This is a genomic window from Caldibacillus thermoamylovorans (assembly GCF_000751775.1).
Classification (GTDB): domain Bacteria; phylum Bacillota; class Bacilli; order Bacillales; family Caldibacillaceae; genus Caldifermentibacillus; species Caldifermentibacillus hisashii.
The window spans coordinates 62,038-88,118 of the sequence record NZ_CCRF01000102.1; the positions used below are offsets into that span (position 1 = coordinate 62,038).

Annotated in this window: 24 protein-coding genes and 1 pseudogene; 12 read left to right on the forward strand and 13 right to left on the reverse strand. The window is 37.1% G+C overall.

Annotation, left to right across the window (positions count from 1 at the left end):
• Window positions 1-4 precede the first annotated feature (4 nt).
• Together BT1A1_RS16605 and BT1A1_RS16610 are read right to left on the reverse strand one after the other, a co-directional pair.
• On the reverse strand, window positions 5-1,681 hold the full coding sequence (locus BT1A1_RS16605; RefSeq protein ID WP_034773344.1) for a glycoside hydrolase family 13 protein: 1,677 nt from the start codon (window positions 1,679-1,681) through the stop codon (window positions 5-7).
• A 236-nt stretch (window positions 1,682-1,917) separates the two neighbouring features.
• The gene (locus BT1A1_RS16610; protein ID WP_034773459.1) at window positions 1,918-2,943 is read right to left on the reverse strand and encodes a LacI family DNA-binding transcriptional regulator; all 1,026 of its coding nucleotides are present in this window, start codon (window positions 2,941-2,943) and stop codon (window positions 1,918-1,920) included.
• 452 nt (window positions 2,944-3,395) lie between these two features.
• Here BT1A1_RS16610 and BT1A1_RS16615 point away from each other — a divergent pair, with 452 nt between their 5' ends.
• From BT1A1_RS16615 to BT1A1_RS16625, 3 genes are all read left to right on the forward strand, one after another.
• On the forward strand, window positions 3,396-4,748 hold the full coding sequence (locus BT1A1_RS16615; protein WP_034773346.1) for an ABC transporter substrate-binding protein: 1,353 nt from the start codon (window positions 3,396-3,398) through the stop codon (window positions 4,746-4,748).
• Window positions 4,749-4,994: 246 nt separating this feature from the next.
• A complete protein-coding gene (locus tag BT1A1_RS16620) occupies window positions 4,995-5,840 on the forward strand; it encodes a carbohydrate ABC transporter permease (RefSeq protein WP_034773348.1) in 846 nt (281 codons plus the stop codon).
• A complete protein-coding gene (locus BT1A1_RS16625; RefSeq protein ID WP_034773350.1) occupies window positions 5,840-6,679 on the forward strand; it encodes a carbohydrate ABC transporter permease in 840 nt (279 codons plus the stop codon). The genes BT1A1_RS16620 and BT1A1_RS16625 overlap by 1 nt, the downstream gene beginning before the upstream one ends.
• Window positions 6,680-6,842: 163 nt before the next feature.
• Here BT1A1_RS16625 and BT1A1_RS16630 read toward each other — a convergent pair whose 3' ends face one another.
• The 3 genes from BT1A1_RS16630 to BT1A1_RS16645 all read right to left on the reverse strand — a co-directional run bounded on the left by BT1A1_RS16630 (window position 6,843) and on the right by BT1A1_RS16645 (window position 10,555).
• Window positions 6,843-7,160: a DUF3784 domain-containing protein gene (locus BT1A1_RS16630; protein ID WP_034773352.1), complete on the reverse strand. Its 318-nt coding sequence runs from the start codon at window positions 7,158-7,160 to the stop codon at window positions 6,843-6,845.
• 555 nt (window positions 7,161-7,715) lie between these two features.
• Window positions 7,716-8,504 (reverse strand): NAD(P)/FAD-dependent oxidoreductase, encoded by a 789-nt coding sequence (locus BT1A1_RS16635; RefSeq protein ID WP_051989207.1) that lies wholly within the window; start codon window positions 8,502-8,504, stop codon window positions 7,716-7,718.
• A 1,283-nt stretch (window positions 8,505-9,787) separates the two neighbouring features.
• A complete protein-coding gene (locus tag BT1A1_RS16645) occupies window positions 9,788-10,555 on the reverse strand; it encodes a trypsin-like serine peptidase (RefSeq protein ID WP_051989208.1) in 768 nt (255 codons plus the stop codon).
• Between the two features lie 276 nt (window positions 10,556-10,831).
• Between BT1A1_RS16645 and BT1A1_RS18925 the strand changes: the two genes are divergently transcribed.
• Together BT1A1_RS18925 and BT1A1_RS16655 are read left to right on the forward strand one after the other, a co-directional pair.
• Window positions 10,832-11,086: a hypothetical protein gene (locus BT1A1_RS18925; RefSeq protein ID WP_041845918.1), complete on the forward strand. Its 255-nt coding sequence runs from the start codon at window positions 10,832-10,834 to the stop codon at window positions 11,084-11,086.
• A gap of 110 nt (window positions 11,087-11,196) precedes the next feature.
• Window positions 11,197-11,868: an ABC transporter ATP-binding protein gene (locus tag BT1A1_RS16655; RefSeq protein ID WP_034773360.1), complete on the forward strand. Its 672-nt coding sequence runs from the start codon at window positions 11,197-11,199 to the stop codon at window positions 11,866-11,868.
• Between the two features lie 140 nt (window positions 11,869-12,008).
• On the opposite strand, the gene BT1A1_RS16660 is transcribed toward BT1A1_RS16655, so the two are convergent.
• Genes BT1A1_RS16660 through BT1A1_RS16675 form a run of 4 tightly spaced genes read right to left on the reverse strand, consistent with a single transcriptional unit; the run spans window position 12,009 to window position 15,734 of the window.
• Window positions 12,009-13,010, reverse strand: a complete 1,002-nt coding sequence (locus tag BT1A1_RS16660; protein WP_034773362.1) for a FecCD family ABC transporter permease — start codon at window positions 13,008-13,010, stop codon at window positions 12,009-12,011.
• Window positions 13,000-14,007: a FecCD family ABC transporter permease gene (locus BT1A1_RS16665; protein ID WP_034773364.1), complete on the reverse strand. Its 1,008-nt coding sequence runs from the start codon at window positions 14,005-14,007 to the stop codon at window positions 13,000-13,002. The genes BT1A1_RS16660 and BT1A1_RS16665 overlap by 11 nt, the downstream gene beginning before the upstream one ends.
• Before the next feature lie 19 nt (window positions 14,008-14,026).
• Complete coding sequence (locus tag BT1A1_RS16670; protein WP_034773366.1) at window positions 14,027-14,938, reverse strand: iron-hydroxamate ABC transporter substrate-binding protein; 912 nt, start codon at window positions 14,936-14,938, stop codon at window positions 14,027-14,029.
• Window positions 14,889-15,734 carry an ABC transporter ATP-binding protein gene (locus tag BT1A1_RS16675; RefSeq protein WP_034773368.1) on the reverse strand — a complete coding sequence of 282 codons (846 nt, stop codon included), beginning with the start codon at window positions 15,732-15,734 and terminating at the stop codon, window positions 14,889-14,891. The genes BT1A1_RS16670 and BT1A1_RS16675 overlap by 50 nt, the downstream gene beginning before the upstream one ends.
• Window positions 15,735-16,113: 379 nt before the next feature.
• Between BT1A1_RS16675 and BT1A1_RS16680 the strand changes: the two genes are divergently transcribed.
• Window positions 16,114-17,160: an NAD(P)/FAD-dependent oxidoreductase gene (locus BT1A1_RS16680; protein WP_034773370.1), complete on the forward strand. Its 1,047-nt coding sequence runs from the start codon at window positions 16,114-16,116 to the stop codon at window positions 17,158-17,160.
• Between the two features lie 130 nt (window positions 17,161-17,290).
• Window positions 17,291-18,169 (forward strand): fumarylacetoacetate hydrolase family protein, encoded by an 879-nt coding sequence (locus BT1A1_RS16685; protein WP_034773373.1) that lies wholly within the window; start codon window positions 17,291-17,293, stop codon window positions 18,167-18,169.
• A gap of 86 nt (window positions 18,170-18,255) precedes the next feature.
• On the opposite strand, the gene BT1A1_RS16690 is transcribed toward BT1A1_RS16685, so the two are convergent.
• Complete coding sequence (locus BT1A1_RS16690) at window positions 18,256-19,311, reverse strand: M42 family metallopeptidase (RefSeq protein ID WP_034773376.1); 1,056 nt, start codon at window positions 19,309-19,311, stop codon at window positions 18,256-18,258.
• 213 nt (window positions 19,312-19,524) lie between these two features.
• Here BT1A1_RS16690 and BT1A1_RS16695 point away from each other — a divergent pair, with 213 nt between their 5' ends.
• Window positions 19,525-19,740, forward strand: a complete 216-nt coding sequence (locus tag BT1A1_RS16695; RefSeq protein ID WP_034773377.1) for a hypothetical protein — start codon at window positions 19,525-19,527, stop codon at window positions 19,738-19,740.
• Between the two features lie 90 nt (window positions 19,741-19,830).
• Here the strand turns inward: BT1A1_RS16695 and BT1A1_RS16700 are convergent, their stop codons facing one another.
• Genes BT1A1_RS16700 through BT1A1_RS16710 form a run of 3 tightly spaced genes read right to left on the reverse strand, consistent with a single transcriptional unit; the run spans window position 19,831 to window position 22,096 of the window.
• Window positions 19,831-20,598 (reverse strand): CPBP family intramembrane glutamic endopeptidase, encoded by a 768-nt coding sequence (locus BT1A1_RS16700; RefSeq protein ID WP_034773379.1) that lies wholly within the window; start codon window positions 20,596-20,598, stop codon window positions 19,831-19,833.
• Window positions 20,599-20,613: 15 nt separating this feature from the next.
• Window positions 20,614-21,705 carry a DUF1648 domain-containing protein gene (locus BT1A1_RS16705; RefSeq protein WP_034773381.1) on the reverse strand — a complete coding sequence of 364 codons (1,092 nt, stop codon included), beginning with the start codon at window positions 21,703-21,705 and terminating at the stop codon, window positions 20,614-20,616.
• The gene (locus BT1A1_RS16710) at window positions 21,692-22,096 is read right to left on the reverse strand and encodes a GntR family transcriptional regulator (RefSeq protein ID WP_034773383.1); all 405 of its coding nucleotides are present in this window, start codon (window positions 22,094-22,096) and stop codon (window positions 21,692-21,694) included. Before BT1A1_RS16710 ends, BT1A1_RS16705 begins: the two co-directional genes overlap by 14 nt.
• 479 nt (window positions 22,097-22,575) lie before the next feature.
• On the opposite strand from BT1A1_RS16710, the gene BT1A1_RS16715 reads away from it, so the two are divergent.
• From BT1A1_RS16715 to BT1A1_RS16730, 4 genes and pseudogenes are all read left to right on the forward strand, one after another.
• A complete protein-coding gene (locus tag BT1A1_RS16715; RefSeq protein ID WP_034773466.1) occupies window positions 22,576-23,232 on the forward strand; it encodes a LytTR family DNA-binding domain-containing protein in 657 nt (218 codons plus the stop codon).
• A 139-nt stretch (window positions 23,233-23,371) separates the two neighbouring features.
• Window positions 23,372-24,886, forward strand: coding sequence for an acetyl-CoA hydrolase/transferase family protein (locus BT1A1_RS16720; RefSeq protein WP_034773386.1), 1,515 nt, complete (start codon window positions 23,372-23,374; stop codon window positions 24,884-24,886).
• 328 nt (window positions 24,887-25,214) lie between these two features.
• A pseudogene (locus BT1A1_RS18300) lies at window positions 25,215-25,627 on the forward strand (hypothetical protein).
• A gap of 185 nt (window positions 25,628-25,812) precedes the next feature.
• Entirely contained in the window at window positions 25,813-25,998 is a 186-nt protein-coding gene (locus BT1A1_RS16730; RefSeq protein WP_034773391.1) for an SE1832 family protein, read from the forward strand.
• Window positions 25,999-26,081 lie beyond the last annotated feature (83 nt).

Here is a 26,081-nt window from a genome sequence, read left to right on the forward strand (position 1 = left end):
CGTCTCATACGATTTTAAGTTCATACACACGTGTTTCATACGGGTTTAATACCGTTTCATCCGGCAACTTGTTTTCTGCTTCCGGGTAGTTTTTCAATAATAGTGTAGACTCTTTCTCTCTCAATTCGGCCGGACATGTAAATACCGTTTTTTCCTCACTGAAATTACAAATAATTATTGCTTGTTTTTCTCCCAATGTCCGGGTGTATACAAACAATTTCGGGTCTTCCGGATACAGTAAATCATATGTCCCATACATAAACAATTCATTTTCTTTTCTAATGCGAATCATTTGCTTATAAAAGTTCAAAATCGAATCCGGATCGTTTTCTTGTTGCTCGACATTGATATAAACATAGTTTTCATTTAAACCGAGCCACGATTTCCCAGCCGTTGTAAATCCGGCCATCGGTCCAGCGTTCCATTGCATAGGTGTCCTCGAATTGTCGCGTGACCGATTCCACACCACTTCCATTATTTCTTCATGGGGACGACCTTTTGCACGTTCTGCCTTGTAAAAATTCCGCATACTAATATCATCATAATCTTCAATGTTCGCAAACTTGACATTCGTCATACCAATTTCTTGTCCTTGATAAATAAAAGGCGTCCCTTGCATAAGGAAATAGAGGGCACCGAGCATTTTCGCACTTTCCTTCCAATACACGCGGTCATTCCCAATATTGGAAACACTGCGGGGTTGATCATGATTTTCTAAAAATAATGCATTCCAGCCTATATTTTCCAAGCCTTTTTGCCATTTACTTAAGATTTTTTTCAAAGCTACCACATCTAGCGGCTTCTTTACCTCTTTATCCCAGAGACTTAAATGTTCAAATTGAAAAATCATATTCATATACCCGTTTTCTTCGCCAACCCAGCGGTCCGCATCTTCAATCGTAACACCGTTTGCCTCACCGACTGTCATAATATCATATTTTTTAAACGTATCTTTAGAAAAATCGCTTAACCACTCATCGATTCCTTCCACGTTTCGGGTATAATCCATTGCATCCACATAATCTAAATGATCCGGATTGGGCATATCAGGGAATCCGGGCTGTTTTTTAATATGGGAAATTGCGTCAATCCGAAAGCCGTCAATACCTTTGTCAAGCCACCAGCATACCATCTCTTTTAAAGTATCACGGACTTCTTTATTTTCCCAATTTAAATCAGGCTGTTTTTTTGAGAAGAGATGAAAATAATATTGCCCAGTCTTTTCATCATATTCCCAAGTAGACCCTTCAAAAATCGATTTCCAGTTGTTCGGTTCCTTTCCATCTTTTCCATCACGCCAAATGTACCAATCCCGCTTCGGATTTTCACGGGAGGAACGGGATTCAATAAACCATGGATGTTCATCGCTTGTATGGTTAATGACAAGGTCCATAATTACTTTGATCCCTTGTTTATGGGCTTCATCTAATAATTTTTCAAAATCCTCCATTGTACCGAATTCATTCAATATATCTTGGTAATCGGATATATCATAGCCGTTATCATCATTTGGCGATTTATAGATAGGACAGAGCCAGATTACATCGATTCCTAGTCTTTTCAAATAATCAAGCTTTTCAACAACACCTTGTAAATCCCCTATCCCATCGCCGTTACTGTCTTTAAAACTGCGTGGATATATTTGATAGACAACGCTTTCTTTCCACCACTTTTTCTTCATATAATTTCGTCTCCTTCTTTGACGTATATCAAAATCCTTAATAAAGCGAAACTTCCATCAGGGGGTTCGTCGCCTCTGATGGTTAGCCATTCGAACCTTTACGAGCACCCCGTCCCCACCTATCGTCTTTGTAAACGTAGAATCTTTGTGATGGGGGGATAACTTCTACCGTTAAACGAAAATGGATACAAACGATTCAAATGATACCCTTCATTTTTCGGTAAAGTTGCCAATGTTCATGGAATCATTTTTTTACAAGAATCCCTTTCTACTATCTTCGTTGGAATAATTAAACTTTTCTTCAGCGCATTTGGTTCATTGATTTGCTCAATGACCGTTTTAGCAGCTTCATATCCTAATTGAAAAATTTGTATATCCACTGAAGTTAATCTAGGGTTTGAGACTCTTGATATGGTTGAATTATTAAAACAAATAACACTTACATCTTCCGGCACTTTTAAGCCGATTTTAGATAAGGCGGACAATACAATTAATGCATTTAAATCATCCGTAAGAACCATTGCTGTAGGAGGCACAGGTAAAGACATTAGTTCATGAATCACTTGCACGCCTTCATCATAGTTGTAATTAATATTTTTGATATACTCATCGCAAATTTCTAACTGGTTTGCCAGTAAAGATTGTTGAAACCCGGCCAATCTCGCATTCGTTACTTCATATTTTTTATCGTCCCCTATAAAAGCAATTCGCTTATGACCAAGTTTGATTAAGTATTGTGTCGCATCCATTGCGGCGTGGATATTATCATTATCAACATAAGCAATTTTATTGACATCTTTTGTCGGCTTACCTAATATGACAAAAGGAATTTGACTTTGAATTAAATAATCGACAACCGGGTCATCTTTTTTTGAATATAAGACTAAGACGCCATCCACTTGTTTTCCATTCACCATTTTTAAGACATCTTGGAATAAATCTTCCTCAGACTCCCCTGTAGAAAGCCGAATACTGTATTCATATTTGTTGCATACATAACTGATTCCTCGAAGTACTTCCGGAATGAACGTTGTGTGAACCGCTTCACTAGCAGAATGTTTCATAATCACTCCAATGGTTTTGGTTGTTTGTTGGACCAAAGATCTGGCATTCAAATTTGCGTGATATCCGAGTTCTTCAATGACCTTCCTCACATGCTTCTTTGTTTTTTCACTGATTTTCGGACTATCTGACAATACTCTTGATACAGTTGAAATAGAGACATTTGCCTTTTTTGCTACATCTTTTATCGTTACCGCCACGTATTTTCCACCGACCTTCTCATTTCCGAAATGAATATTTCTTATCTTATTATATTTACTAATTTGGACTGGGTTAAGTAGCGTAAAAAATTTTCTTCCGCTTTGCAAAATTTTTACAAGTTTCCTGATGTGAGCAAATATTTACTTTCATATAGGGATAACGTTTGCACAATGTAATCTCATATTACCATTTATCATTGTACAAATCAATCGCAATAAAGGAGACCCGATTTCTAATATTTCTACATAAAACTCCACATTTGACTATTTTAGACAAGTGAATTTCTTGACCAATATTTTTATCTGTGCTATATTTAACCTATGAAAACGTTTGCCCTTTGACGCGGGTTACTCTATCATCTGGTACACGTTTATAAGAATTTAAGCTTGTGTTGTATATGACACGGGTTTTCGGCAAATGGTTTCACATTTACAAAGGGAGGTCTTATTTAATGAACAAGAAATGGTTCATGGTGTTATTCTCAATTGTACTTTCTATCGGAGTTCTTGCAGGATGTTCAGGCGGTTCTGATGAAAAAGCTTCCGGTGGTAAGGATGATAAAGGCTCTGTATACTATTTAAATTTCAAGCCGGAAATTGCTGATCAAATTAAACAAATGGCAAAAGATTTCACAAAAGAAACCGGCATTAAAGTTACGATGACTACAGCTGCAGGCGGTACATATGAATCCACATTGAAAGCTGAAATCTCAAAATCTGAAGCTCCAACCATTTTCTTTATTAACGGACCTATTGGTTATTCGAACTGGAAAGATTATACATTAGATTTATCAGATTCCGATATTTATAGCTGGTTGTTAGATAAAGATATGGCTATTAAAGGAGACGATGGCGGCGTTTATGGTGTTCCAATCGCTGTTGAAGGCTATGGAATTATCTATAACAAATCGATTATGAATAAATATTTTTCATCCGCTAATAAATCGACTGAATACACATCAATGGATGAAATTAAAAACTTTGATGCGTTAAAAGCCGTTGTTGAAGATATGACAAAATTAAAAGACGAATTAGGGATTGAAGGGGTCTTTTCTTCTACATCTTTAGCATCCGGCGAACAATGGAGATGGACCACTCATTTAGCTAACTTACCAATATACTATGAATACAAGGATAAAAAAGCAAACTCTTTAGATAAAATTGACTTTACTTATGGGGATAATTTTAAAAATATCTTTGACTTGTACTTAAACAACTCAGCAGTAAAACCGACTTTACTTGGTAGTAAAACAACTGACGACTCCATGGCTGAATTTGCACTCGGAAAAACCGCCATGGTACAAAACGGGAACTGGGCTTGGAATCAAATTGCGGATGTTGACGGTAACGTTGTAAAAGCTGAAGATATCGGGTTCCTTCCAATATATACCGGAGTTGAAGGTGAAGAACATCAAGGTCTTGCCATCGGTACGGAAAACTACTTAGCGATTAATGCAAAAGCTTCCAAGAAAGATATTGAAGCTTCCAAGAAATTTATTGACTGGATGTTCAACTCTGAAAAAGGAAAAGACTATGTGGTAAACAAATTTGGCTTTATCCCGACATTCAACACATTTGGTGAAAATGAAATTCCAACCGATCCATTGGCACAAGCTGTTATTGCCGATATGGGAAACAAGGAAACAACACCTGTTGATTGGGTATTTACAACATTCCCAAGCGAGAATTTCAAAAATGAAGTTGGGAACTCGTTATTGCTTTACGCACAAGACCAAGCAAAATGGGAAGACGTGGTAAAAACATTTAAGAAATCGTGGGAATCAGAAATGTCATTAAAACAATAAAATCCCCCTCACATTCATATAGGTCTTTCCGGGCAATTGAACCGGGAAGACCATTTTACAAGGATTTTACGCAGTCACTGGAAAAAGTGCGAAATATTCTTGCTAAACATCATATTTAGATGTATTTTCAGGTTTTAGCATATTATACATTGTGTTAGTAAATCTATTTCAGTGGCGTCGGATTTTACAAATTTCGTGTTTACCAATTTTGGGATTTATCCTTTTAGAAGAGTGTGGTGAAAGATTATGAATAAATCATTAAAGAAATATTTCCCGATCTTTGCATTACCGACCATTGTCGCATTTGTCATCTCTTTTGTAATACCGTTTATCATGGGACTTTATTTATCTTTTACCAAATTTAATACGGTAACAGATGCGGAATGGATTGGTTTAAAAAACTATATAACGGCATTTGCCAATGACACTACCTTTTTACAATCTTTATGGTTCACCGTAAAATTTACGGTTGTATCCGTTATTACCATTAATGTCATTGCTTTTATACTGGCCTTGCTGTTAACCGGTACCCTTAAGGGAACAAACCTTTTTCGAACGGTATTTTTTATGCCGAACTTAATCGGCGGGATTGTACTCGGATATATTTGGTTATCCATCATTAACTCATTCCTTTATAATTTTGATTTGACAATTACTTATGATGCCAAATACGGTTTCTGGGGCCTGGTCATCATGATGAACTGGCAATTAATCGGCTATATGATGATTATTTATATTGCCGGCATTCAAAATGTACCGATGGAGCTCATTGAAGCGGCAAAAATTGACGGAGCAAGCAGATTCCAAATTTTAAGGAAAGTAACACTGCCTCTTGTTATGCCTTCAGCAACAATCTGTTTATTCCTTACTTTGACGAACTCCTTTAAATTATTTGATCAAAACTTAGCCTTAACGAACGGGGCACCGGGCGAATCCACAACAATGGTTGCCTTGGATATTTACAAAACATTTTACAGCAGGATGGGCTGGGAAGGTGTTGGTCAAGCGAAGGCGGTTATTTTCTTCCTTATTGTCGGGATCATTGCGATTACCCAAGTTGTATTAACTAGACGCAAGGAGGTCGAAAGCTGATGAATGCAACAAAGAAAAGAACCAATAGTCTTGTTATTACCATTGTTTTATTCATCCTTGCTCTAGCCTTTTTAGCACCAATTTTTTTGATTTTTATTAACTCTTTTAAAGGGAAACTTTTTATTAGTGAAGACGTATTTTCCTTTCCGAATTCAAAGACCTTTGTCGGGTTGGAAAACTATATTCGCGGAATTGATACGGTTAATTTCTGGAACAGTTTTGGACTATCATTATTTATTACCGTATTTTCAGTGGCAGTTATCGTCCTCTGTACAGCGATGACAGCTTGGTATATTGTTCGCGTAAAAAATAAATTTACAAACTTCTTATATTATATGTTCGTCTTTTCAATGATTGTCCCGTTCCAAATGGTGATGTTTACGTTAACTTGGTTTGCCAATCGTTTGCATTTAGATAACCCGGTTGGGATTATTATCGTTTATCTCGGATTCGGCGCCGGTCTTTCGGTATTCATGTTCACCGGATTTGTTAAGGCCATCCCGCTTGAAATTGAAGAAGCAGCGATTATTGACGGTTGCGGTCCAATCCGGACATTTTTCTTAATCGTTCTGCCAATGCTAAAACCAACCGCAGTAACAGTGGCGATTTTGAATGCCATGTGGATTTGGAATGACTACTTACTTCCATATCTATTACTTGGAACGAATTACAAAACGATTCCGATTTCTATTCAATATTTGCAAGGCTCTTACGGCAACACCGATTACGGCTCACTGATGGCATTACTTGTATTATCCATTGTGCCGGTCATCATCTTCTACTTAGCTTGTCAAAAACATGTTATAAAAAGTATTACGGCCGGCTCGGTAAAAGGATAATAGTTTCACATCATATAAACCGGAATAAACGATGGAACAGTCTTTATTCCGGTTTATTTTTATTTTTTAAAAATCTCTATGTTTGAAGTTTCATTTTACTAAGGAGTGGAAAAATATCTATATTTTGTATAGATGGCGATCCCGCTTGTGAAAATTCACTGTTTTATTTTTTAAATCTATCGTCTGTATACACGTACCACGTACCAAAAATAACAATGGCTATTAATAAAATAAGCCCAACATTAAATAAAATTTTCATTTCAAAAAGACTGCTTAAAGCAAATAAAAGAAAGCTTAAACAAATCCCATACATCATTTTTCCCATAAATTTACATAAAGCTACTTCGTCATATTGTTCTTTTTCACTTTCGGGGAAGTTATTGTAACTTGCAAGCAAAAAACCGCCTTTTCCCCTTGATAGAATGATAGCAAAAATCAAAAAAGGGATCATTATTATTAGATGTGCAATCGCCATCGCCATATTGTTCAGCTCCTTCGAGTAAACTTTTTTGCTCTTTCGTTGTTTAAAATTAAACCAATTGTCACACTAATTGTAAAATGACTTCTGGCAAAAAATACACCATGAACCAAAATTTAATATTAAGTGCTATTTTGTTTCGGTGTTTTTTGGGACACTATTCTTTGAAGCATAGGTCTTCTTTACCCTTAAGAATGAAAACTTATTAAGCTATCCTTTCCAATCAATTTTATACACCATTACCAAATCTAAATCATCACGAAAAGCAAACTCTATGTTTACCTTTTTAGTTTTATCAAAATACCCAATAATTTCTTCCCCAGTGTCTTCCCTTTCAAAGTAATTTTCTCCATATACATCAATGACTTTCTTTTTTGAGTTGCCTATTTAAATTACTTTTTGTGTTATGTATTTTTCTTTGAATATGACTAAACTTAATAGCCTTGTACATTTCCGATAAAATTTATGCATAAACAAATCTCCTTTAAAAAAGACCGACAAGGGGATTTGGTCTTCAAATAATAGTACCAATATCCTTCTGCAGATAGATTGTTTACACTATAATTGAATAGAACTTGCAAATTGCAGCGAATCTTCCCTGTCAAAACCGTGACTGACAATCAGATGATCGGTGTCAATTGCATTTGTTTCCTCGGTTACCACATTTTTAACAACAACTTGTTTTATTTTATTTTGATGGTCATGGGGAATCAATGCCTCAATTGTTGAATTCAGTAAAATGGTGGCATTCCTTTTTCGCAACAGTTCAACTTGGGCTTCGTGTGCGGGAAAATCCCCTTGTCTATAGACTACGATTACATGTTTGGCAATATCTAACAGTTCAACCGCCCAGTCAATAGCCCCATTTCCCCCGCCGGAGACAACCACTGTTTTTTGATAAAAGAGTTTTAATGATGGCACAGTATAATGCAAAGTTTCCCCTTCAAATTTCTCTGCCCCGGGACAATCTAACCGTTTTGGATAAATAATCCCGCCACCGACAGCCAAAATAATCGATTTCGTCTCGTGTATTTCTCCATGATTTGTTGTAATGAGGAAGTGTTTGTCTGCAGTTTTTTCAACATATTCCACTTTTGTGTCCAGACAAACAGTTGGTTCAAACGTGAGAGCTTGGACTACCAATTGTTTCACGAAAGTATGACCTGGTACAGGTGGCTGTCCCCCAACATCCCAAATCATTTTTTCCGGATAAAGTAAAACTTTCCCGCCGAGCTTTGATTGAGATTCAATTAATTTTGTTTTCATCCCCCGTAATCCGCTATAAAAGGCCGAATACAAGCCGGCAGGTCCACCGCCGATTATCGTCACATCAAACATTTCCGTCATTGCCAATCCCCCTGTTCTTTTATTTTATGTAAAAAGCATATGAATTTCTTGATTATTTAAGCTCTATTCTTAAAACTGCCGCATTTCTCGGTAAAAAGGTTTTCTTCAATTTCAATAAAGCAACGGGTGGCTCGCTCAATTGCAACTAATTTGTCCCACCTTAAGAAAACCCACTGCCTCCGTATCTTATAAAAACAAAGTTGAAGAAAACCGTCTTCATATATGTTTTTGGTTGAAGACATAAAAATGATGATGATTTTATTAAAAAAGGCAAAAATAATTACTAATAGTAGAATACACGATAATGATAATGATAATCATTTTCAATTATAAATTAAATTTTTTTAAAAGGGAATAAAATGGAGGGGTAAGTGTAGGGTAAAAAACCAAACAACTGTCCAGGGGAAGGGATTAAGTTTTCAAATTGCTCAAAGATTATTGGAGCTAATAGTTGCGGGAAAATCAAATCTGGTAAAAGCAATTATGGGGTCATAAAATACCACGCTTTAATTTTTGCCAAAAAAAAGCAGGGCAAAGTGCGGGTTGGCCTGCAGAAACATAATTTTTTAGTTAAGTAAAGAGAAATTTAAAGACAAGAAATATTCCAATCATATAAAGTAGTTGAATTGTAACAAAGAGGATATATCCTTTATTCCGGCTTTTTTGTTCATGCTTTTGATAATACTTAATGACAAGATATTCATTGGTAAAACTTGTAAGATTGACGAGCAATAAGAATAGAAAGGTTGTCATTATTGGATTTGAATAATTTAAAAAACTGAACGAAAAAAGTATAAGAGTACTACCTAAAAAAATGTACGAAAAATAAAAATCCTTTAACCTCACCGCCATTTTTCATTCCTCCTTAAATAGGAATATACTTATTTTGACAAAACCAACCTATTCATTAAACAATGATACAGTTGCCTTTATTTGACTATATTCATTATATAAATATTATATCAGTTTATTCAAAAAACTTCAACATCCTTACCAAACCATTACTTGAAACTTTCGGATACTTGAAGTACCAAAAAGCGCACAAATTTAGTGGTACTCCTTATCCGCTCCCGCTTTCATCCCAACTACAAAGAAGTAGTTTTCTCATTGGAAAATTTGTAATTGAAATATGCTTTATTTTTCTTTTGTAATCGAGTTAATCACTTTTCCGCGATCCAACTCATGTACGGTGTCACAGAGGATTTCAAAATATAATTTACAAATTAGCTTGTCAGGATTCATTAATGCTTTAATCTCTACCGACATTAGTCTTGTAAAAGCATTTATTTTTCCAAAGCCCTTCTTATAAAGTTTTCCATTACTTTATTTACTTTAATTCCTCCATTCAAGCCATTAGTTCTGTACCTTCCTATATGTATTCCTATTATTTCATTTTTATTATTTAAAATTGGGGCTCCCGATTGTCCTATTGACGTATCTATATCATAATAAAGATTAAAGTGATCCTCGCTTAATGCCCTTCCTTCCATTTCATATTGTGAGACTTTACCTGTTTCTTCAAGTTTATCAACACGTGGATAACCAATTACTTTAATAGGATTCCCTAAGGTATATTTAATGTTTTTAAAGTTCAGCCTCTCTATGTTATGTCCAATGGGTTTATTTAATTTTATTATGGCATAATCAAATTTAGGGTTCCCTGAATGAATATATTGCACTGGAACGATATATTCAATGGAATTTGCAGAACCAAAAGGAAATTCATCCTTATTTACTCCGGGATAAATTGTACTATTTCTATAATACTGTTTTGTGCCTGGATTATATACACTGTGGGCAGCTGTTAAAACCTTATCATCGTCAATAATCGTTCCCGTACACATTGAATCAAGAGAGAATAAGAAGGAAATAGATGAGTATGGCATTATTTCTGAATTTACTACTTCAGTCCTTCCATCTTCTCCAATAATTGAAAAAGGAGTAATAAATGTATTACTCCTTCCTTCAAAAGCACTTACATTAGTACTATTAGGTAAAATAAAAAGGGCCATAGTAAATATTAAAATAAAAAAATATCGACTATTTTTCACTTTATATATTCCTTTCACTTATTTTATTTTGAAGATTGATCATCATCTTTTTTTATCAATTCTCCAATTTTTGCAATTCCAAAAAAGACAAAATACATAATTGTGAAAAAAATTATTTCTGTATTAGAATTGAATTTGACAATATCCATACGTGGGATTGTAAATTCCATATAAAAAATAAATAATGATAATTGGATTATGTGAATGATGAAGTTTCCACCATATTTATTGAACCCCGTATAATTAACGATCGTTTCCAATAAAATACTAAAAGGGATGAGTAAGAGAAATCCAGCAAGTACATTCAAAGATAATAAAATTGGCTTCCTCGCTATTACCGATTATTATGAACTTTACCGTTTTTCCCCCGTCTCCTGGAGCAGTATTGACCGGATCGATATTGAAGGATTAACACAAATGCCATCCATTACTTATATTTACATTGCCTTTGCTGTTCTTATTATCGGGTTAATTCTATCTGCCATACTTATTAATCGGAAACAATCGATTAATGTGTTGCCGCCTATTTAGGTAAATAGTACTTTGGCTAGTGCCGAGCTTAAGCAGCGTAGGAATTCATAGTTTTTTAAATATTACTACTACATCGAATTCGTAACGTATAAGAAAGGAGCTTAATAAAAATGGAAGCCGCCATTAAGGTTGAAAATATAACAAAGAAGTTTGGCGAGACTACGGTTTTGGATGGTATCTCCCTCACATTTGATAAAAATAAAATCCACGGGTTAATCGGTAGAAATGGCTCAGGCAAAACCATGTTACTAAAATGTATCTGTGGGTTTGTCATACCAACTACCGGAACTATTTACGTAAATGGCATGCAAATCGGTAAAGACCTGGATGTCCCGGAAAGTGTTGGAATTATCATCGAAGCACCTAGCTTTTTGCCCAATTATGACGGATATACAAATTTAAAATTTTTGGCTGCTATCAATAATATCATTTCAAAAGAACAGATCTATGCGGTAATTGAAAAAGTTGGACTGGATCCGAAGAGTAAACGACCTGTCGGTAAATATTCATTAGGGATGCGTCAAAGACTTGGAATCGCACAGGCTTTAATGGAAGACCCGGATATACTTATCCTCGATGAACCAATGAATGGTTTGGATAATCAAGGTGTTGCTGATATTCGCAAGCTACTACTTGAGCTTCGAAATCAGGGAAAAACGATTATTCTAGCCAGTCATGGAAAGGAAGATATTGAAATCCTCTGTGACACCGTGCATGAGTTGGATCGGGGAAAAGTGATTAACTCGATCATAAAAGAAAGAAAAGACATATTGTTTAATTAACAGAGGAGAATAAAATTACCATAATTAAGGACCTTTCATTGCCTATTTTAAACGTTGCAGTATAAAAGTATAAACCGGAAGATCGATGAACCACTTCTTCCGGTTTTTTTATTTTTCATCAAAATACAGCTTAATTCTTCTTATTTTCTCAGTAAGTATAAAAAGTAAGGGGCGCCAATGATCGCTACAACTATACCGGTTGGAACGGCTGCTGAGCTAAAGATAATTTGTGCAAGAATATCAGCCAACACAAGCAGAATCGCTCCAATAAAAGGTGTAATTACTAAAAATGATTGATGTTTCGGCCCGACTAGCCTTTTGGCAAAATGGGGGCCCATTAAACCGATAAAACCAATCCTGCCGGTAACGGATACGGCCGCAGCTGCCAAAGCAACTGCCACAACTAATAAAATTGACCGCTCCTTGTTTATATTCACACCTAAACCGATTGCAGTCGGTTCAGATAAAGTTAATAGATTCAACACATTAGCCTTAAAATAAATAATGGGAATACAAATCATGAGCCACGGGAATAGAGCAACAATAAACGGCCAATCGGTTCCCCAAACACTGCCGGCTAACCATTGAGATATAAATGCCACATCCTGTCTTTCCGCAGAAGAAATCATAAGAATCATGAGTCCCGACAAAGCGGAAGCAAAACCGACTCCGATTAAAACTAATTTAACCGGCTGAATGCCTTTTCCCTTTTCAAAAGAAAAAAAGTAAATACAGATGGCTGTAAGTAATCCACCGATAAATGCAATGACAGGCAGGACATAGTTAAAGTGCTGGATTTTACTTCCGGCGAATAAGTAGAAAACGGTGATTCCCACTCCTGCCCCTGAATTGATCCCGATGATTCCCGGATCGGCCAAGTCATTCCTTGTTACGCTTTGTAGCACTGCCCCCGCCATCGCTAATGCTGCACCGGCAAGAGTCAATATTAGTATTCTCGGCAAGCGAATTGAAAATAAAATAAATTCTTCCTTAAACGTCCCTTGACCGAAAAGCACAGGGATCAACCTGTCGATGGATAAAGTGGAAGCACCGAAAGATAAACCTACCACAAACAGAACCAGATAAATACCCATACTAAGGAACAGCCATTTTCTTGAAGTTCGTAATTTCTCATGCGACAAAGGCTTTTCCCCCTTTGCGTACGAGAATTAAGAAAAATGGTAATCCAATAACGGATACAATAGATACTACCGGCGTTTCAAATGGCGCATTCATGATTCTCCCGGTAAAATCAGCCAACACCATGAAGGAACCGCCAAAGCTCATACACATCGGAATCACATAACGATAGTCGGTTCCTACAAATGCCCGTACCATATGGGGAATCATAAGCCCAACAAAGGCAAGATTTCCGACCAATGCCACACTTGCCCCGGCCAGCAAAACAACAACAAACATGAGTATCCATTTCACCAGGGCAATATTTTGACCTAAGCCGATAGCAACATCTTCATTTAAACTAAGAATAGTCAATTGCCGACTCATTATCATCGCTAAAATAAGTCCAATTACAATGAATGGGACAACACCGATTAAGGCCTGCCATGTTGTTCCGATTAATCCCCCGGACGTCCACATGGAAACGTCTTTTGATATATTAAAGAGGATTCCGACTCCATCTGCAATCGCTTGTAAAAAACCTGTTACTGCAGCCCCGGCCAAAACAAGTTTCATTGGAGATAATCCCCCTTTTACAGTAGCACTTATACCATAAACAAGGATCATCCCTATCCCGGCTCCGATAAAACAGGATACAATAATCACATAATATGAAGCTGCCGGTGTAAAGACAAGTGTTCCGGCAAGAGCTGCATTTGCCCCGGCGGTAACACCCAACAGCCCGGGATCGGCTAACGGATTACGGGTTACACCTTGCATAACGGCACCGGCTACAGCGAGAGCACTCCCAACAAAAAAGGCCGCAATTACCCTGGGAAAGCGTAGTTCCAGCAAAACTGACCGGTATTGGCCACCTTTCTGTTGAAAAATTGCTTCAAATACATCTTTTAATGTTGTATCCGCAGCTCCATACCAAATGGCAAACAACATGATAATCAATAAAAACAAAATGGAGACTGGTAATTGCATATAAAAAGGTACTTTTCGAATCACTTTCATTAGTCTTTCACCATATCACTTAATGACTTCCTAAAAAGGCTTTTTCAAAAAAGTCTAATTGATAATCTAACGATAATGCATCATTAAAATAAAAAGTAGCTGCATCAGCAGTATACACATGACCGTTTTTCACTGCTTCGATTTCGTTATACCAGTCTGCTTTTAAAAAAGTTGTATCTTTCTCTTTTGTTAAACTTAATATGAGATAATCACCGACATAATCACCCAGCACTTCTTGGGAAATCGCATAGTAGCCCGGTTTAAGCGCTACTTCTTTTACCTTTTCAGGCATTTTCAGGCCCATTTCTTGATAAAGGATTTCTGTTCCGCGAGCCCAGTTGTCACCAAATAAATAAAATTGTTTTTCATCGTTTTCAACAACCGTAACGGTCGCATCTTCACCAATTTTTTCTTTTATTTTCTTACCGATTTGGGCTGCACGTTCTTTAAAATCATTCACCCACTCAGTTGCCTCTTTTTCTTTATTAACGACCTTGCCGATTTCAATATGCTGTTGCAAGTAATCTTTTCTTCCATATGTAAATAATACGGTTGGAGCAATTTCTTGCAGTTTGTCTGCGTTCTCGATATTGTTTAAGCCAATAATTAAATCCGGTTCAAGTTCAATAATTTTCTCCAAATCTTCATTGGAAACAACCTCGGCATTTTTTAAACCTTCTTTAAAGTTTGGGTTCCCTTTTGACCAAGAATCAACACCGACAATATTGACGCCTAGTTGAATTAAGTCCCCGGCATAACTGGATAAAACAACGACCCGCTTTGGATTTGCCGGTACTTCTACCGGACCTGTTTCTGATTCATAAACGATAGTATCTTTCTTTTCTGTTTTATCGGCATTTTGTTTACTTTCCTCATTACTGTTACATGCTGCCAACAAGAGTACGAGCAAAATCATCAGCCATTTCTTCATCTCTTTCCTCTCCCTTTATCAAATCATATGTGATACAAATTGGTTTTTTCGTTCGTGGATCATTGCCAATTACTGCATCAATATTGAATACTTTTCGTAGAAGTGCCGGGGTCATGATTTGTTCCGGCGTTCCATGTCCTGCCAGTTGCCCTTTTGTTAAAGCGATGATTTCATGGGAGAAGCGCGATGCCTGGTTCACATCATGGAGTACCATAACAATCGTCCTGCCTTCATCTTTGTTTAATCTTTCCAGAAGCTCCAAAACTTCTAATTGATGGGCCATATCAAGATACGTTGTCGGTTCATCAAGGAAAATCATTTCCGTTCCCTGTGCTAACGCCATGGCAATCCAAACCCGTTGCCTTTGACCGCCTGATAAGGAGTCGACAGGTTCATCGCAAAATTCAGTTAACCGCGTTACTTCTAACGCCCACTCAATCATTTCTTTATCTTTTTTTGACAAACTTCCAAGTCCTTTTTGATAAGGAAAACGACCATAAGAAACTAATTCTTGCACGAGCAGCCCTTGAGCACTTTCCGGATTTTGCGGCAAGATGGCAAGTTTCTTAGCTAATGCTTTCGTGTTCATTTTTGCAATACTTTTTCCATCAATAATGACATTACCGCCTTGGTAAGGTATCACCCGCGTAATCGCCTTTAACAAAGTTGATTTTCCGCAACCATTGGCTCCAATAATGGTCGTAATCTTGCCCTCTGCAATTTGTAAACTCATCTCTCGGACAATTGTTTGCTTTTCATATCCTACACTTAACCCCTCAATTTGTACCTTCATCATAACCCCTCGCTTTCATTCACATTAAAAAAAATTAAATTTATAATTGAAAATGATTATCATTATCATATATTATATATATTAGAAACAGTTAAACTCTTTGTCAACAGAAATTTTGGAAGCTTAATATTAATTGTATGTAATTTTATGAAAGATTAAAACGTCAGCTTTGTTGCTATGAGATACAGAGGATGGTTTTTATCAAACTTGTGGGTTTTCTTAAGGTGGGACAAATTAGTTGCAATTGAGCGAGCCACCCGTTGCTTTATTGAAATTGAAGAAAACCTTTTTACCGAGAAATGCGACAGTTTTTAATAATAGAGCCTAAATAATCAAGAAATTCATATGCTTTTTACATAAATAGAAGAACAGGGGGATTGGCATGACGGAAATGTTTGATGTAACGATAATTGGCGGTGGACCTGCCGGCTTGTATTCGGCCTTTTATAGCGGATTACGGGGGATGAAAACAAAATTAATTGAATCTCAACGAAAGCTTGGCGGGAAAGTTTTACTTTATCCGGAAAAAATGATTTGGGATGTTGGGGGACAGCCGCCTGTACCAGGTCATACTTTCGTGAAACAATTGGTAGACCAAGCGCTCACGTTTGAACCAACTGTTTGTCTGGACACAAAAGTGGAATATGTTGAAAAAACTGCAGACAAACACTTCCTCATTACAACAAATCATGGAGAAATACACGAGACGAAATCGATTATTTTGGCTGTCGGTGGTGGGATTATTCATCCAAAACGGTTAGATTGTCCCGGGGCAGAGAAGTTTGAAGGGGAAACTTTGCATTATACTGTGCCATCATTAAAACTCTTTTATCAAAAAACAGTGGTAGTCTCCGGTGGGGGAAATGGGGCTATTGATTGGGCGGTTGAACTGTTAGATATTGCCAAACATGTAATCGTAGTCTATAGACAAGGGGATTTTCCCGCACATGAAGCCCAAGTTGAACTGTTGCGAAAAAGGAATGCCACCATTTTACTGAATTCAACAATTGAGACATTGATTCCCCATAATCATCGAAATAAAATAAAACAAGTTGTTGTTAAAAATGTGGTATCCGAGGAAACAAATGCAATTGACACCGATCATCTGATTGTCAGTCACGGCTTTGACCGGGAAGATTCGCTGCAATTTGCAAGTTCTATTCAATTACGAAAGAAGGATGAGTATTTTTATGAAGCTTCTCCCACTTGTTCCACGTCCGAACCGGGAATTTTTGCCGCAGGAGATATTATTAACTATGACGGGAAAGTTTATTTACTCGTCGGCGCTTTCCAAGATGCCATCAATGCAGTGAATAGTGCAAAACAATATATTGACCCGCTCGCTGAAAAAATCGCAATGGTGTCATCCCATAATGAAAAGTTCCGAGAAAAAAATAAACAATTACTTGAAACCGAGTTGAAATTGTAAAATATATAGAAGAAGGGCCGGGATCAGGTCCCTAGCCCTTCTTCTAAACCTTTAAATTAGGAAGCATAATAATGTAAAATAAGTGTGCTAATCATTATTCTATCATTCATCAAAAGGGTGAGGTCAAATTATGAAACTATTACAATTCTTCAAAGAAAGTAAAGTACGTTTAGGTGTGGCGACAGAATTAGGGATTTTAGACGTTATTGAGGCGGAGAAAAAATATAATGTATCCGTACCGGGCAGTCTTCAAGAATTACTTTCAGCTGAAGATGGTATGAAAACAGTGGAAACGGTAACGAGTCGTGCATTAGAGGGGAAAACGACCGAATTATTCCTTTCTAAAGAAGAAATTCACTATGCACCGGTCGTGACGAATCCGGAAAAAATTGTCTGTGTCGGCTTAAATTATATTGACCATGCAAAAGAATCAAAGATGGACATCCCAACCTCACCAGTGATCTTTAGTAAATTTAACAACGCATTGTCTGCGCATTTAGATTACATCCCTATTCCTGAGGGAGCAAAGCAAATAGACTATGAGGCAGAACTCGTTGTAGTTATCGGTAAGGAAGCAAAAAATGTATCTAAAGAGGAAGCGCTGTCTTATGTATTTGGCTACACGATTGGAAATGATGTCTCCGCTCGCGACTTACAATTTCGAACAGGGCAATGGTTATTGGGAAAAAGTCCGGACGGCTTTGCCCCTGTTGGTCCATTTGTCGTGACAAGTGATGAAATGGATCCATACAATCTCAATATTGAATGTCGTATTAATGGAGAGATCCGCCAAAAAGCAAAGACAAGAGATATGATTTTTGATTGTGCAACATTAGTAAGTTATCTTTCAACATATATGACATTGAAACCGGGTGATCTTATTTTTACCGGAACTCCGGATGGTGTCATTCTTGGATATGCGAAAGATCAGCAAGTATGGCTGAAACCAGGAGATGAAATGGTTGTATCCATTGAGAAATTAGGGGAATTAAAAAATGTCTTAAAGTAAACTTTCATCGTGGGGGTTTCTTATTCCCCCACGGATGTATTTTTGCCACAGAATAGCGAATATCGCAAGCACCTCGATAAAAAATTTTATCCTGTTATATTTTCCGATAATAAATACGCATACACAAGTTTTTCTGTATTTTGTATCGATGAAATATGGGTTCGTTCAAAGGCATGAGAAGAATCAATACCCGGACCAATTAAACCATGAACAATATCAAACCCGCTCCGGATAGCGGCTGATGCATCGGAACCGTAATACGGGTAAATATCTAACTGATAATCAATTTGATGTTGTTTCGCCAGTTCAACAAGATGTTTCCGTAATTTCATATTGTATGGTCCACTCGCATCTTTCACACAGATGGAAACCGTATATTCATCTGTCGACTGTCCGTCACCCATGGCACCCATATCAACCGCCAAGTATTCCACTGTTTCCGGTGTAATATTGGAGTTGCCGCCATAGCCGATTTCTTCGTTATTTGAAATCAAGAAATGGGTCGTATACGGCAACTTGATTTGATTTTTCACTATGTATTCAATTGTCTTCATTAAAATTGCGACACTTGCTTTATCATCTAAGTGACGGGATTTAATATAGCCGGATTCCGTTATTTGAACCCGCGGATCGAATGAAACAAAGTCACCCACTTCAATACCAAGCGCCCGAACTTCATCGGCATTGGTCACTTTTTCATCGATGCGAACTTCTATATTTTGCTGATTACGCTCTGCTGTTTTCGCTTCTTTATAAACATGAACAGATTGTTGATGCATTAAAATCGTCCCGGTATAAATTTTTCCGGAAGCTGTTTCAATTTCGCAATATTCCCCTTCAATCGAATTCCACGCAAAGCCGCCGATCAAGTCTAAGCGAAGTCGGCCATTGCTTTTAATTTCCTTTACCATCTCACCTAATGTATCGACATGGGCGGTTAACATACGGTGCTTCGTGTTATTTTTCCCTTTTAACGTCGCAATAAGACCGCCTTTCCGATTCCTGCATGTATCAACCCCTAAATTTTTGAAAAAGTCTTCCACAAATTCGATTACTTTCTCTGTATTACCGGACGGGCTCGGGATGGAGACAAGCTTTTGAATCAGTTCCATGGTTTCTTTACTGTTTGGTTCATAGGACATAACAAAGACTTCCTTTCATTTCTGGCTTATAATTATATCTTGAGTTTCGCACCTGATAAAGTCAATAAATATCCCTGCAGAACAAATAAAATCCTAAAAACAGTTGTAGATAATCAAACAAAATATTATGATAAAAGAAAAAAGTTGTGTGGTATTGTTTTAAAAATATTCATTTAATAGAATATGTAAAAAATAATTTAGGGGGGCATTTTCATGAGAAAAGAATCGGCATTTACTTTAGCGATTATAGGTTATATTGTACCAATTGCTTTTTGTATATATATTCTTTTTAATGAAAAATTGTTAATTCCAAAAGGCTATGAGTTATCAGTGGACGGTGTAGTAATTTCGAGGACATTGTTCTTGATATTTTTATTATACCTTTTGTCGAAACTTGGTGTGTTTATTTATAAAGGGGTAGAAAAATAATTTAGCATCTTAAAAGTAGGCGTACATTAGGTTTATTATGTTCTATATAAAAATACCCTTGATTGATTTCGCAACCAAGGGCAGATTCTTTTATAAAAATATAGATAAAACAAGAGTTATCACATTCATCGCCACGTGGGTCATCATATGGGCAATCATTGCTGTTTCCAAATTGTCCTTCCAGTATAGCCAACCAAAAACAATACCGCCTAATCCATTAAGCACAAGCATACGAATCCAAACAATAGGTGTCATGTCGGTAACCGCAGCAGTGGCACCATAGTGACCGAGGGCAAATACCAATGCACTGATAACGATGGCAATAATATAAACACCATTACTCGGCTGATGCTTAGCTCTTTGAAACACCTTCCACAAAAGGAAAGTGACCAAACTCATAAAACCAAACCGCATTAACAATTCCTCGACGACACCACCATATAGAATGGCTGATATGAACGGTACAAATGAAGGCGGTTGTATCGGTCCCGTAAAAACGTCCGGTAAAAAAGGACGGAGCAAAAGGTCAAACCCGATAAATATCACACCCAGTAATCCACCACTAACCAATGCAGGTTTCCATGCTATTTTTGAATGGACATGACGATGAAGAACGATGGAAACAAAACTTACTTTATCGGCAATAAAATAACCAATGATTAAGGCAATCAATAATAATATGAACGGATTTAATAATGCTATGATAGCTAACGTTTCTACCGGCATCTCCGGATCAACCGGTAATTTATCCATTTGTGTTTCGATTGTTGCTTTCTGTACAGGATAAATAGTTAAAATGGCCACAATCCCAATGAACAAATAACCAAATAGCCCATATAGCCGTTTTGATTTTTCCATTTTTCCACTCCCCTTTTACGATGCAAACACTGCAATAAGAATCGGAATAAGAAGAATTAAAATTAGAAAGATCCATGAAGTTGGTCGGGCAAAATTATTTGTCCAGCCGCTCCCAAACCGCTTTTCGACCCAAACAGCCGGATCATCCGGATTAAAGTAAAAGACACCAAGCTTCCAATATCGGTCATCGTCGCGGTTCATTATCTCCCCGGTTTTACGATTCGTTACGTTTACGCGGCTGCCTCCTTGCCCCGTCACAATTGACAATACACCTGCACCAATGACAATCACGCCAACAACAACCATCGTAATTATAAAGGAAATGAACGGATCAATTGGATAAACAAAGGAAACTTGCGGCAAGGTGAATAACAAAACCATCATCGTACCGCTAATGATGATAAATAATGACCAACGCCGGCGAAAAATAATATTTTGTTTAATCAATTCTTCCGGATTGGCCGGGTCCATTTGTTGTTTGCTGCGGGCAATGATAATATTGATAAAAACAAATAACCCGAGCATAAACAGTTGAATGAACGGAAACAGAAGGACTGTCCGATATGATTTGTCCGCCCAATCGGTAACCACGCCATCTAATGTATAATGCATAGGTAGTTTTTCGGGCATCCGATCATAATTCCAAAACGTCCAAAGAAGACTAAAAACTGTAATGATGAACGGTAGTAAAAACCAACCGTTTGAATAGGTTAATTTTTTATTATAAAACGAAAGATCAACGGCAACGACTTCTTTTTTCTTACTCTTCCAGTTTTCTTTTTCCTTCAATTGCATCATTTTTTTGTGAAATTGAAAATATATAATGAAAGCCACTAAAATATAAACAAATATTCCCACCGTGTATAAAATGGTCCATAAAAAATTTGTTGTAAAACTAGCAGCAATCCCAAGAATCACGAGAATAAGAACACCGGCTAATCCGGACTGAAATGCATACTTTTTTCGGAATTCGGCAATGGTCGGATGTTGGTACACGTCTGATGGAATTGTGATACCGAAGCTCTCTGTTTTTCTTGTAATATAAGGTGTGATCGCTGTAATTAGGACGAGCGGTAAAAAAATCAGCAACATACTAATGTAAATCATCATGTTCTCCTCCTTTTTGGATTTCTTCATAAACTTCTTGGATAAGCTTCATAAGTTCTTCCTTGTTCATCCCCCGACAAACTGACTCACTGATGACAGGTCTCAAGTTTTCCCGCACATTTGCCAAGTAATTCCCATCAACAGAGGGCATTCCATCGGGATTAATGACAACCCCTTTTTGCCGATGAATTTGAATAAAGCCATCTTGTTTTAAAAGTTGGTACGCCTTGTTAACGGTATGCATATTCACGCCAAGATCTTGGGCAAATGTACGAACGGACGGCAACGGATCACCCGGTCTCAGCTGTTTCGAGGCAATCCCTTCTATTATTTTGTTCCTCAGCTGGATATAGATAGGTGATTCTGATTGTAAATCTAATGAGATAATCACCACTTTCACTTCCTCTGTTTTATTTGTTTTATCTGTTATATTAATTATAGAACAGTTATATAAAAAATACAATAAATTTTTTAGTGCAAAAACGAAAAGGAGCCGGCACAAAATCGAAACAGTAGGTAAGGTTTTCCCGCTTATTCTTTCCTGCTCCATATTGTTTTAAAGCGCTAAAATTCTTTCATGCGCTGAATAGCTTATTAATGTAATTTTTTTCTGCGGTATTGTATAATATAGTGGACTTCCTAGTCTATTTCTTATTTTCTAATTTCTTACCATATGTTTTAGAGAACCACACCTATAAATCAGGCAAAGGGGCATTTTATTTGTCATGTAAGGAGGTCACTGAAAAACTTACACAATATGATCGTAGGGGAAATGTAGTTTAGGTTTTTTAACAAGTTGGCTTATGGATTTGCGCTTTTCAGTGGGTACTTTCCAGCATGGTTTTAAAAAATTTTAAATTAATGGGGGAAATGAACGTGAATCAAATTTCAACAACACATTTGTTGGATACGTTTTCGGAAGTTTTTCCGGAAGATACCTCGATTGCCATTGCCGATTCGCGTACTTTTATTTATTATAAGCCGAGTCCTGTCATTGATTTGCAAATTAAACCGGGGGATCAAGTAAAGCAAGGCAGTGCGACGTATAAGGCATTTTCTTTAAGAAGAAGTATATTTTCATATATTGATAGCAGCGTATTTGGCGTTTCATACTTTGGATTGTCGGTGCCCATTTTTAATAACGGAAAACCGGTAAATTGTGTTACTGCCATTTTTCCGATGCGGAAAAATTATTCATTACCTGCATTTTTTACCGTGAAAAATGAGGATTGCTGGTATCCGGTTGCCGTATCCGATATTCTTTATTTAGAGGCGGAAAATCGAAAAGCAAAAATTGTCACAGAACAGATTCAAGGGTACCATAAGTTTAACCTTTCAGAAATTGAATATTTATTACCAAGTGAATATTTCATTCGATGCCATCGGTCTTTTATTGTGAATGTGCGGGCTATCGCAGAAATTCAACCGGATTTTCATTCAACGTTTTTACTCATTATGAATAACGGAGATCGCATTCCTGTCAGCCAATCTTATGCCAGTTACTTCCGAAAACAATTTATGTTCTAGAGATAGAGAAAGCACTTTCACCTTTCCACGCCAAATAATACTGTTTTAATAATGAATATAGTTGTTTTATTCAAGTGATAAGGAAAAACCCCTCTCATCCAAATAAAATATATTCAAACTATGCAAAGAGGGGATACAAATGGAGAAAGGTTATCGTGCGGTTCCTGAGTTTCTCCAAGATCGGGTTGTTTCTGCGGAAGAAGCGGCTACTTGGATTGAAAACGGGATGACTTTGGGGTTAAGTGGGTTTACTCGTGCCGGTGATGCTAAAGCGGTTCCACACGCCTTGGTTGAAAGAGCTAAACAGGAGCCGCTTAAAGTAAACGTTTACACCGGTGCTTCATTGGGTTCTGATGTTGATACATTGATGGCGGAAAACGGAATGATTTTAAAAAGATTGCCGTTCCAAGCCGATAAAATGATGCGAACCAAGATTAATCAAGGGGAATTATTGTTTGTTGACCAACATTTATCTCATACAGCCGAACTGATACGGTCTGATGTTTTACCAAAAGTCGATTATGCAATTATTGAAGCCGTCGCGATTACCGGTGACGGGATGATTATACCGACAACATCGGTTGGTAACTCAACGATTTTTGCAGAAAAAGCAGATCATGTGATTGTTGAGTTAAATGAAACCGCACCCAAGGAATTAATTGGTGTCCATGACATATACAGTGTCGGAAAACAGGGGGAAAGATTGCCAATTCCGTTGACAAAAGCAACTGACCGAATTGGTTCGATCGGCATACGGGTGGATTTGTCCAAAATTAAGGGGATTGTGGTAACAAAGCTTGCTGACTCCCCATCTACCATTGTTCCGCCTGATGAAGAAACAAAAATCATGGCCAATCACTTATTAATATTTTTACGGAAAGAAATTGAAGCAGGACGTTTGACAAAAAAATTGGCACCGCTTCAATCGGGCATCGGTTCGGTAGCTAACGCAGTTCTGCACGGCATGTTAGATTCAGAATTCACTGATCTTGAAGTTTACTCGGAAGTATTACAGGACGCTGTATTTGACTTGATCGATGCGGGCAAGGTTACATTTGCCTCAGCTTGTTCCATTACATTATCTGAAGAAAAGGGCAAAAAGGTTTTTCAAAATTTTGATAAATACCGAGATAAATTGATATTACGCCCACAGGAAATTTCTAATCATCCGGAAATTATTCGCAGACTCGGGCTCATTTCTGTTAATACGGCTCTGGAAGTCGATATTTATGGGAATGTCAATTCAACCCATGTATCGGGTTCAAAAATGATGAACGGGATTGGCGGTTCCGGAGACTTTGCCCGTAATGCAAGACTGGCTATTTTTGTCACCAAGTCGATTGCAAAAGGTGGAAACATATCCAGTATTGTTCCGTTTGTTTCTCATGTAGACCATACGGAACATGATGTTGATGTCATCATTACCGAACAAGGTTATGCTGACTTGCGTGGGCTGGCACCGACTGAACGGGCACCGCTTATTATTGAGAATTGTGCGCATCCAATGTATAAACAACAGTTACTTGATTATTATCATGAGGCACTGGCTAATGGTGGTCAAACACCGCATATTTTGGAAAAAGCCTTCTCATGGCACGTCAATCTAGCAAAAACCGGAACCATGTTGGAAAAGATACCACAAGAACAATATTAGAATAGCCACCTATACAATTTAAATGTAGCCCCGGTACCAATTACAAACTTCCATACGCACAAAAAATAAAAAGGTGCCTAGCCATACCCTTCCTTCAACCTCTCATCCATATTGAAGGAAGGTTTTTTTATACGTTCAGAAATTATAATTTCCTACTTGATGCGGTGAATTTTATATTTTAAGCATACGTATGTTCTAAAAACATTCTTTTTTTACTTCAAGGATCATCAAAAATAAAATGTGGACATTTAAAGGTTTTTAATAGCAATGGCAGAAAAAGAATAATGGTATAATATACGAAAAGTAAAGGACGTACAGGGGTGATGGTATGGACTTTGTTCGAGTGTATGAATTGAAAAAGAAATTGGATGAACATGGACCACTTGACCCTGCACTTGCTGAAAAATTGCGTGAGGTTTATCGGGTGGAGTGGACCTATCATTCCAATGCGATTGAAGGAAAATACGTTAACCTTATTAGAAACGAAAATTGTTCTTGAAGGTTTAACTGTCGGACATTGATGGGAATGGTCGGACAGCTCGGTTGTTAATGAATTTTATTTTAATGCAGAACGGGTATCCACCGGCTATCATCAAATCAAAACCGGAAAATCGGTTGGTGTATTATGAAACTTTAGAAGAAGCTAGTGTTCATAGACGAACAAAGCCATTTGTAACATTCGTTGCAAAATGTGTGGAAGAAAGTTTATATGACTACCTTCATGCATTGGGAGTTGAATAATTGTAGTTAGTGATTTTTGGTATGGATTTTTATAAAAAATAGTAAAAAGGCGTTCAAGGTTAACGTGAATCCAGAAGCAAATTTTTTACAGCTCTGCTCTCGCCTAAAAGTTCGTCCCTCGAAATTTTTTATAAATTTTGATCGTTGTGTTATTATGGTTTTCAAATGGTGAAAGGTGGATGGCAATGAATAGAAACGAAATAGAAAGAAGAATTGAAGAATTGAAAAGTGATTATATCCGTATTCAAGGGGATATGGAAAAACTGGAGTCGCTCGGCAAAAACGGCAATGTCGCCTATTCGGAAAAACTGCTTGAAGAAATTGAATTAGAATTAAAGCAGCTAAGGGAGATGCTAAATTCAGCAGGATAGAAAACAAATAGTAAATGACACAAAAAGAAAATATACTGCGTTCCCCTCGTTAATGCGCGGGCTAAATCACTTCTATAATAGAT